Source organism: Arthrobacter sulfonylureivorans (genome assembly GCF_047607445.1).
GTDB lineage: Bacteria > Actinomycetota > Actinomycetes > Actinomycetales > Micrococcaceae > Crystallibacter > Crystallibacter sulfonylureivorans_A.
In genome coordinates this window covers 115,470-124,035 of the sequence record NZ_JBLKRT010000008.1, presented here as the reverse complement: position 1 = coordinate 124,035, position 8,566 = coordinate 115,470, and the positions used below count along the sequence as shown (strand labels likewise).

The following is an 8,566-nucleotide window of genomic DNA, read 5'->3' as shown; positions in this document are numbered from 1 at the left end:
CCCCCCCCCCCCCCCCCCCCCCCCCCCCCGCCGCTGGAGTCGGCACCGCTGGCCAAGCCGGCGGCAACTGGCAGAATCGAACTCATGGATGCACGTCTGCCGCTCGCTTGGCCGGAGGTACCGCCGGCACATGGCGGAGTGGTGTTGCGCCAGTTCCGCAGCGAGGACGCACATCTGGCCACCGAATTGGCCGAGGATCCGTACATCCCGCTGATCAGTTCCATCCCGTCGCCGTGTCCCCAGGACGATGCGGTGGAGTGGATCCTGCGCCAGAACGGGCGGTTCACCTCCGGCGCTGGGTACTCGTTCGCGGTGGCGGATGCGCAGACGGATTGCGCGCTGGGCCAAATCGGGCTTTGGCTGACCTATCTGCCGGAAGGCCGGGCCACTGCCGGCTACCTGATGGCGCCGGCGCACCGCGGACAGGGCCGCGCGGCCGACGCGCTGGCCGCGCTGGCGGCGTTCGCCTGGACCATTCCTGAACTGCACCGGCTGGAGCTCTACATCGAGCCATGGAACACAGCGTCGTTCCGCACCGCCGAAGCGGCCGGCTTCAGCCGCGAAGGCCTGCTGCGCAGCTACCAAGCCATCGGTGGGGAACGCCGGGACATGCTGCTCTACGCGGCGATCCGGCCACCAGCCTGACGGCAGCCACGCCCGCACCACCGGTGCCAACTACGGCTAAACTGCAATGCGCCAAGTCCTGTTCGCGCGCTACCGCTGCTCGCTGCGTCCGGCGACCTGATCCTGGAGCCGGCGGATCAGCTCCAGCTGTTCCCGGTTGATCGCCAGCAGCTGTTCAATCCCACTCTTGGCTTCCGTGTCCGTCTCAAAATCGTGCTCGGCCATCGCTGCGGCGATCGCATCCTGCCGCTTGGCGGCGATCAGCAGAATGGCCCCCTGCAATCCGGCCAGCATGGACAGGAACAGGTTCAGCAAGATGAACGGGTAGGCGTCCCAGGGATTCCGGACCCAGAGATTAATCAGCGCCCAGACGAGCATGAAGGCGATGAACCCCGCGACAAACCGCCAGCTGCCCATACCGTTGCGCAGCACATCAGCGGCCCGCTCGCCCCGCGTGAGCGACCGCTTGTGGCTGGCGTGCCAGTTCTTCTTCTCTGCAAACATGCCTCAGTCTAGACACCGCACCTGCGGCGCTGAGACGACGACGCCGGTGCCCACCTGAGGCGGGCACCGGCGTCGAACGCTTGTGGTTGGGGGAGGAATTAGACGTGGATCTTGACGTCCGCCTTCTTCCGCAGGTCGGTAACCAGCGCCTGGGTGGCTTCGGTTTCCTTTTGCGCCTTCACCTGCTGCTCCAGGTTAGGCCGCATTTCCTCCATGGAGGGGACCTCGGCCTTCTGGCCGGACTGTTCGCCCAGCGCCTCCTGCTGCTGCTTCGCCTGATCGTAGGCGGCCTTCAGCTCTTTTTCGGAGGGCTTGGTGTCGCCGGTTTCCTCCGCAATGAGTTTGTTCACCTTGACCTGCGTCTGCATTTCGGCATTGACCTCGTTCTCGTCCATGCCCTGCTTCTTGATCGCGGCCATGAGTTCGTCGACGGTCTTGAAGTCGTTGGACTTGGCCATCTTCTCCAGCTCGGCGTCCACATCCTTCTGCGCTGCCTTGATGCCGCGGTGGTCCGCTTCCTGGATCAACAGCTGCGTGCCGACCATGGCTTCGGCGGTCTGCTTCTTCAGCGCAGCCTGATCCACTTCCTGCCCGGTCATCTGCGATTGCATGGCCATCTGCTGGAACTGGCCCTCGTAGGCGGCAGTGAATTTGTCCTTGGTGATCTTGGTTCCGTTGACCTCGGCTACTACATCCGGGATGTCCTTCAGGTCCGGTTCCGGCATCTGTGTCTGTCCCTCGGCGCCGGCGCTGGCTTCGGCCGACGCGGCCGGACTGGCACCGCCTTCATCGGGCGTTCCGCCGCATGCGGTGAGGACGGCGATGGAGCCGGCAACAGCCAGGCTCAACAACCATTTTTTAGTCACACTGATCTCCCATCTCGGTGGCCAGTGTGCGACGTTAGTGGGCGCAGATGGGCGCCGGCATGGCAAAAGCTGGGAGAAACCTTGGCGCCGCGCGTGGAACGTCTCCCGCACCCCGAACGGAACGTCTCCGGAACCGCGAGCGCGACGTCCTCACGCCCCCGAGCGGAACGCCACCGGAACTCCGAGCGCAACGTTTCCCTGCGCCGCGCCGAATTGCGCCCGGCGCGTTGGAAAGAGTGGTTTCCGCAGCCGGGTAGTCTGTGGCCATGAAACGCTTTGAGCGCTGGTTTGGGGCAGTTGCTCTTGCTGCTGCTGCGGTGGCACTGCTGGTCTCGTCCGGGCGGGACGGGGACTGGCTGGCCGGCATCGTTTTTGCCGCCCTGCTGCTGGCCGCCGCGTGGGTGGTCAGCCCGCTCTTCGGCGGCCGGCAGGAGCCGTGGGCGTCGATCAAAGACAAGAACGACGCCGGCGTTGTGGTGATCTTCTGGCGGCCCGGCTGCGTCTACTGCCTGCGGCTGAAGGCATCTTTGGGCCGCAGCGGCCGCCGCGCCCGCTGGGTAAATATTTGGCGGGACCCGGACGGGGCTGCGTTCGTACGCGAACACAACGACGGGAACGAAACCGTCCCCACCGTGCTGCTGGGCGGCGAGGTGCTGACCAATCCGGAACCCGGGATTGTCAGCCGGGCGCTGGCCGAAAGGTAAGCACCGCCGTCGTCAGCCAGTGGCACCACATCCGGTGCTGCCACAGCCCTATCCACGTACCGGGCGGCTGAGTACCATGGTGCCTGCAGCCGTACGGGGCCGTGGGGGCCAGCCATCCGACGGGTTGGGGAGCACGCCAAGGGGGTGGTGCCGCAGTGCGGGTCTTGGTCGGTCATGCCAGCGCCCACGGATCTACCGTGGAAATCGCGCAACGAATTGCTGGCGTGCTGGAACAAAACGGTCTGGCAGTGGACGTTCTTCCGGTCCGCCAACTGGGCGGCATCGAGGGCTACGACGCAGCGGTGCTGGGCAGCGCCATTCACCAACAGGCCTGGCTGCCGGAGGCCATGGCATTCGTCCAACAGCATGTCAACGAACTGCAGGCCCGTCCGGTATGGCTCTTCAGCGTGGGGATGTCCGCCAGTTTGCCGCGTCCGGTCCGCACCTCGGCCCGCACGGCGCAGGACCGGCGCTTGGCCGGGGCATTGCGGGATCTGGTGCGTCCGCGCGGGCACGGCTTGTTCTCCGGGGTGGCGCGGCAGGAGGATTTTTCGCGCTGGACGGCCGTCCTGTTCCGCGTGGTAGGTGCGCGTTTTGGAGACTTTCGCGATTGGGACCGGATCGAGGACTGGGCACGGGAAGTCGCGCATGACCTTCGCTCCGCCAGTCTCCAGACGTCCGGTGGAGCGTAAAGGGATACGGGCAGAAGGAGCATGGCATGGCAGTAGTAGTGGTTTACGAATCCATGTACGGCAATACGCACCAGATTGCGGGAGCCATCGGCCGCGGCCTGACCGAGGCGCATTGCCCAGCAGAAGTTTTCTCCGTCGAAGCTGCACGTGATCGGGGGATTCGTCCCGAGGACGTCCTGGTGGTAGGTGCCCCCACCCACGTGCACGGTCTCAGCCGGGACTCTACCCGCAAGGCAGCCGCGACGGACGCTTCGAAGAATGAGTTGGAGTTGGACCCGGCCGCCCAGGGACCAGCGGTGCGGGACTGGTTGGCGTCGCTGGGAAAGAGCACGGGCAAGGGAGCCGCGTTCGATACCCGGATCAAAGGTCCCGCGCTGTTCACCGGGCGGGCCAGCCACACCATTGCCAGGGCCCTGCGCCGTCACGGATTCGAGCTGTTGGCCGAACCGGAGAGTTTCCTGGTCACCTCTACGAACCAATTGATGCCGGAGGAGGAGGCCCGGGCGCGTCAGTGGGGAGCCGATCTGGCCGCCAAGATTTTATCCATCCAGACCTAGGCGGCCGCGCCGACCACGGTATTGGCGCGGTGCGAAAGGATCGCCATGACCGCCCAACCAGCCCCATCGTACGCACCCCCTCCCGGCCCTCCGCCGGCCCGGATGAAGCCCGGCAACTGGGTCCTGCTGATTCTTGGCGTGCTGCTGAGCATGCTCGGGATCGGGATGACCATCGCCGGATCCATCGTGTTGGGCGCCTCTGCCGCGCAAAGCGGCGGCGGCTACCTGACCGGCGGCACTGAGAGATATCAGAGCACCGGCTACGCGCTGACCAGCCCGTCCGTGGTGGTCGACCCCTGGACCGAAGGGATGCCGCCGGTCGGAGACCTTGCCAGCGTGCAGGTGCGCGCCGAGGCCGCGGTCCCGGATCAGGAGGTGTTCCTCGGCATCGCCAAGGCCTCGGACGTCCAGACCTATCTGCAGGACGTACCGGTGACCCCGCTGCGTGGCGCTGCTTGGTCCCAAGCCGGAGACGGGCCCATGTCTTGGCGGAATGTTCACGACCGGACGACGCCGGGCAACCGCGCGCCGGCCGCACCGGCGGAGCAGGATTTCTGGAGCGAATCCGCCTCGGGCCCCGGGTCCCAAACAATTGCTTGGAAAGTGCAGCCGGGACAGTGGTCGCTGGTGGTCATGAACGCCGATGCCAGCCGTCCGGTCTGGGTGGATCTGCAGGCCGGGGCGCGCTCCGACTTGCTGGGGCCGATCGGGAGCGGGTTGCTGATCCCCGGCATCATCGCGCTGGTCATCGGAATTCCACTGCTGCTGCTCGGATCCGCGGGGCTGGGCCGGAATATCGACCCCGCCCGCCCCCGCCCCGGCGAAGGCCCAGGCGCCGCCCTGGCCGGAAACGCGGGCTGGGAGAGGACCCCGACGACGGTGTATCCCGTCCGGCTTGCAGGCTACTTGGACAGCCGACTCTCGCGGGGGCTGTGGCTGGTCAAGTGGTTGCTGGCAATCCCGCACTACATCATCTTGGCGCTGCTCTGGTTCGCCCTGCTGATCAGCACCATCGCTGCCGGAATCGTCATCCTGTTCACCGGCCGCTACCCGCGGTCCTGGTTCTGCTTCAACGTCGGTGTGCTGCGCTGGTCCTGGCGGGTGGGCTTCTATGGGTACTCGGCGCTGGGCACCGACCGGTACCCGCCGTTCACGCTGGCTGCCGCCGATTACCCCGCCGATCTGGACGTTGCTTATCCGCAGCGTCTCTCCCACGGGCTCGTGCTGGTGAAATGGTGGCTGCTGGCGATCCCGCACCTGCTGATTGTCGGCATCTTTACCAGTGGCAGCGGACTCGTCTGGAGCCGGGGCTGGGGCGACGATGTCTCGGTGTCCTCCTGGGGCTGGTCCCTGCTGGGACTGCTCATTCTGATCACAGCCGTGATCCTGCTGTTCACCGCGCGCTACCGCTATGACTTGTTTGCCTTCATCATGGGGATCAACCGCTGGACCTATCGGCTGGCCGCTTACGTGCTGCTGATGCGCGATGAGTATCCGCCGTTCCGCCTGGACCAGGGCGCCGACGAACCTCCGGCTGGAGCACCGCCTGAGGGGTCGGGAATGCCCGGAGCGCCCGGGACGGCAACGGGAACCTGGAGCCCGGGGCCGGGCGTCGGGCCTGGAGCGCCGGGGCCGTATCCTGGTGGCCCGGGGACAGCGCCGGGAGCGCCGGGGCCGTATCCCGGTGACCCGGGAGCAGCGCCGGGAGCGCCGGGGCCGTATGCCGGTGGTCCGGGGACAGCGCCAGGAGCGCCGGGGCCGTATGCCGGTGGTCCGGGGACAGCGCCAGGAGCACCGGGGCCGGGGCCTGCCGGGCCGGGCCCCGATACCGGCGGACCGGGAGCAGAACCCGGCGGACCGAGGCCCGCCCCCTAGGAGGACGCTGAGGAGATCGCTGAGGCCCCGCTCCCGGCCAGCGCCGTAATCAGGCGCTCCATGCGGACGATGCCCGCAAACCGGCCGGCATTGTCCGTCACGGCCATCGGCTCGAACCGGTGCTCCTGCGCGCGGGTCATGGCGCGGGCAAGCGCGGCGGGGATGGGAGTGTCCAGGTTCAGGCGAAGCCCGCGGGACGTCTCGCCGCGGGCCGCCGAGAATGGGGTGAGGACGCTGATCGGTCGACGGTCGTCGGTTAGGACTACAACAAACTGAAGCCGCGCATCCACGGCGAAGGCATCTGCTGCGGCTTCAACCGTGGACGCCGTGAACGCCGGCTCGACAAGATGGCGCACAGCGTGCCCCTGATCTGTCCTGTCCCGGGCGGCCAGACGATGCGCGGTTTCCAGGGGGATCGGTGCCCACGGAGCGGAGGGTTTGGCCAAATAGTAGCCCTGAACCAGCGGGACTCCAAGGGCCGCGACCGTGTCCAGTTCCTCTGCGGTTTCGATTCCCTCGGCGAGGATCCAGGCATCCACACGATTGGCGAATGTGCCAAGCATGTCGATCAAAGCCCGCTTGGCTTCATCACGGTCAACGTCGCGGATCAGGTCCCGGTCAATCTTGATGATTGACGGGCGAAGAGAGATGAGGTGCCGGAGTCCCGCATAGCCGGCGCCGGCGTCGTCCACCGCTATCAGGGCACCGGCCGCCCGCAACTGCTCCAGATCCGGCTCAAGGTGCCCGTAAGAATCAATCGGTATTTGCTCGGTGAGTTCAATGACGAGGCCGGAAAGGTCCCCCTGCTCACGCCAGATTTGGCGTATGACATCACCGGCGAGCAGGTCCGGCGAGACATTGACGGTCAGGAAGCAATTGGCCGGAAGCCTCTTCCGCGATCCAAGGGCCAGCCGGAGGGCGGCAGCCTCCAAGTCCGCGGCGCGGTCCGCCGCTCGCGCGGTCGAGAACCACACGTCGGGGCTTTTCTCATCGAATCCCGGAAACCGGGCTAAGGCTTCGTAGCCGACGACGGTGCCGCGGACGGTGTCCACGATGGGCTGGTACGCGACGCCCAGGCCCTCGCCGCGGCATGCCTGATCTAGCAGGCTTGTCCACATAGAGCGGTCTGGTGCCATCCCCAAAGACATGGGTAGCGGAGGCCAGTTCAGCCGACCGACACGATGGCCCCACGTACCGCCTGTTCAAGTTCATCGGTGACCTGGGCGAGTCCGTGGTCTTCCCGGGCGTGGGAAGCGACGTTCACCAGGATCTCGTCCTCGGAGCTGCACACCCAACGGGCCTCGCAACCAGGAACAACATCTCCACAAGCAAACGCTTTCACAAATACTCCCTATCAGTGGCAAACGACAGCCTTGGCATCACGTGCCTTCAGCTGGCGTCGAGTCTCGACTCGATGTCTTCCACAGTCGGCGCCAAGCGACCATAAGTTAGCTGTTCATCCGACCGGATTCGACCAACCCATGCGGCCACTGCCCCGAACCCGGACCGCCCAGACGTCGCCGGTCCGTTCTTGGTGCCAGCTCTGCCGGGCCGGCCACGCCGGGGTAGGCTGTGCTGCGATGAGTACTCAAGAGATTCTGCTGCAACGTACCGGCCGTCTGGGGCACATTGTGCTGAACCGGCCAAAGGCCATCAACGCCCTGAATGACTCGATGATCACCGCGGCCACCGCAGCGCTGCGCGAGTGGGCGGAGGATGACGCCGTGGAGACCGTCCTGATCTCCGGCGCCGGCGAACGGGGGCTGTGCGCCGGCGGGGACATCGTGGCCATCTACCGGCACATGAAGGACGGCGGCGACGAAATCTTCTGGGAAGACGAGTACCGGATGAATTCGTTGATCTCCCGGTACCCCAAGCCGATTGTGGCCTTCATGGACGGGGTGGTGCTCGGCGGCGGCATCGGCATCTCCGCGCACGCCTCGCACCGGGTAGTGACCGAGCGGACCAAGGTCGGCATGCCGGAGACCCGCATCGGCTTCATTCCCGACGTCGGCGGCTGCTTCTTGTACTCCAGGGCACCGGGGGAGCTGGGCACCCATTTGGCCCTCACCGCCGGCACCGGCACCGGGGCCGATGCCATCGCCCTGGGCCTGGCCGACTACTTTGTGGACAGCGCCGAGCTTCCCGCCTTGGCCGCCGCGCTCGCCGAGGTCCCGGCGCAGGAAGCCTTGGCGGCTTTCTCCCACACGGACGTGCCGGCGTCGGACCTGATGAAGGAACGCGGCTGGATCGACGAGTGCTACGCGCACGACGACGCGGAGCAGATCCTCGCCGCGCTCCGAAACTCGCCGGAGCCGGCCGCCCAGGCCGCCGCCGAGGAGATCGCCGCGAAATCGCCCACGGCGGTCAAGCTCACGCTTGAGGCACTGCGCCGCGCCGGCTCGATGCAGACACTGGAGGAGGTCCTGGACCAGGACTACCGGCTGGGGGTCCGGCTGGTCAGCGCCCCGGACTTCGCCGAAGGCGTCCGGGCCCAGGTCATCGACAAGGACCGCAACCCCACCTGGAAGCCCGCCACGCTGGCCGAGGTGGACCGCGCCACCGTTGAGTCCTACTTCGCCGATCTCGGCGAGGATGAACTGGGACTGGCCGGATCAGTGCAAGCAGAGCCGGCCGCCGGAAACTGAAACGACGACTGCGCGGGCCGCAGTCGTCCGTACAGGATGCGCCACATTGGCTTCCGGCTGGTTAGTGAAACTGGTGCTGGGCCGCTTCCATGGCCG

10 protein-coding genes are annotated in these 8,566 nt (G+C 66.7%); 6 read left to right on the top strand and 4 right to left on the bottom strand.

Annotation, left to right across the window (positions count from 1 at the left end; genetic code table 11):
* The first annotated feature begins 84 nt into the window (after positions 1-84).
* Positions 85-645 (top strand): GNAT family N-acetyltransferase, encoded by a 561-nt coding sequence (locus tag ACMX2H_RS05945; protein WP_414959605.1) that lies wholly within the window; start codon positions 85-87, stop codon positions 643-645.
* 69 nt (positions 646-714) lie between these two features.
* On the opposite strand, the gene ACMX2H_RS05940 is transcribed toward ACMX2H_RS05945, so the two are convergent.
* Both ACMX2H_RS05940 and ACMX2H_RS05935 read right to left on the bottom strand, forming a co-directional pair.
* Positions 715-1,128, bottom strand: coding sequence for a DUF1003 domain-containing protein (locus tag ACMX2H_RS05940; protein ID WP_414959603.1), 414 nt, complete (start codon positions 1,126-1,128; stop codon positions 715-717).
* 98 nt (positions 1,129-1,226) lie between these two features.
* Positions 1,227-1,994, bottom strand: a complete 768-nt coding sequence (locus ACMX2H_RS05935) for a SurA N-terminal domain-containing protein (RefSeq protein ID WP_414959602.1) — start codon at positions 1,992-1,994, stop codon at positions 1,227-1,229.
* Positions 1,995-2,260: 266 nt separating this feature from the next.
* Between ACMX2H_RS05935 and ACMX2H_RS05930 the strand changes: the two genes are divergently transcribed.
* The 4 genes from ACMX2H_RS05930 to ACMX2H_RS05915 all read left to right on the top strand — a co-directional run bounded on the left by ACMX2H_RS05930 (position 2,261) and on the right by ACMX2H_RS05915 (position 5,822).
* A complete protein-coding gene (locus tag ACMX2H_RS05930) occupies positions 2,261-2,698 on the top strand; it encodes a glutaredoxin family protein (protein WP_414959600.1) in 438 nt (145 codons plus the stop codon).
* Positions 2,699-2,799: 101 nt separating this feature from the next.
* Entirely contained in the window at positions 2,800-3,390 is a 591-nt protein-coding gene (locus ACMX2H_RS05925; RefSeq protein WP_414959598.1) for a flavodoxin domain-containing protein, read from the top strand.
* 26 nt (positions 3,391-3,416) lie between these two features.
* The gene (locus ACMX2H_RS05920) at positions 3,417-3,947 is read left to right on the top strand and encodes a flavodoxin domain-containing protein (protein ID WP_414959596.1); all 531 of its coding nucleotides are present in this window, start codon (positions 3,417-3,419) and stop codon (positions 3,945-3,947) included.
* Positions 3,948-3,992: 45 nt separating this feature from the next.
* A complete protein-coding gene (locus tag ACMX2H_RS05915) occupies positions 3,993-5,822 on the top strand; it encodes a DUF4389 domain-containing protein (RefSeq protein ID WP_414959594.1) in 1,830 nt (609 codons plus the stop codon).
* Here the strand turns inward: ACMX2H_RS05915 and ACMX2H_RS05910 are convergent.
* Positions 5,819-6,958, bottom strand: coding sequence for an EAL domain-containing protein (locus tag ACMX2H_RS05910; RefSeq protein WP_414959592.1), 1,140 nt, complete (start codon positions 6,956-6,958; stop codon positions 5,819-5,821). The two genes, ACMX2H_RS05915 and ACMX2H_RS05910, sit on opposite strands and share 4 nt — an antisense overlap.
* 29 nt (positions 6,959-6,987) lie before the next feature.
* A complete protein-coding gene (locus ACMX2H_RS05905) occupies positions 6,988-7,164 on the bottom strand; it encodes a DUF1059 domain-containing protein (protein ID WP_414959590.1) in 177 nt (58 codons plus the stop codon).
* Positions 7,165-7,402: 238 nt separating this feature from the next.
* On the opposite strand from ACMX2H_RS05905, the gene ACMX2H_RS05900 reads away from it, so the two are divergent.
* Complete coding sequence (locus tag ACMX2H_RS05900; protein ID WP_414959589.1) at positions 7,403-8,470, top strand: enoyl-CoA hydratase/isomerase family protein; 1,068 nt, start codon at positions 7,403-7,405, stop codon at positions 8,468-8,470.
* Positions 8,471-8,566 lie beyond the last annotated feature (96 nt).

Coding starts and splice junctions, on each gene's coding strand:
- ACMX2H_RS05910 (WP_414959592.1), bottom strand. CDS start 6,958: ATGGCACCAGACCGCTCTATGTGGACAAGCCTGCTAGATCAGGCATGC.
- ACMX2H_RS05920 (WP_414959596.1), top strand. CDS start 3,417: ATGGCAGTAGTAGTGGTTTACGAATCCATGTACGGCAATACGCACCAG.
- ACMX2H_RS05940 (WP_414959603.1), bottom strand. CDS start 1,128: ATGTTTGCAGAGAAGAAGAACTGGCACGCCAGCCACAAGCGGTCGCTC.
- ACMX2H_RS05900 (WP_414959589.1), top strand. CDS start 7,403: ATGAGTACTCAAGAGATTCTGCTGCAACGTACCGGCCGTCTGGGGCAC.
- ACMX2H_RS05945 (WP_414959605.1), top strand. CDS start 85: ATGGATGCACGTCTGCCGCTCGCTTGGCCGGAGGTACCGCCGGCACAT.
- ACMX2H_RS05915 (WP_414959594.1), top strand. CDS start 3,993: ATGACCGCCCAACCAGCCCCATCGTACGCACCCCCTCCCGGCCCTCCG.
- ACMX2H_RS05930 (WP_414959600.1), top strand. CDS start 2,261: ATGAAACGCTTTGAGCGCTGGTTTGGGGCAGTTGCTCTTGCTGCTGCT.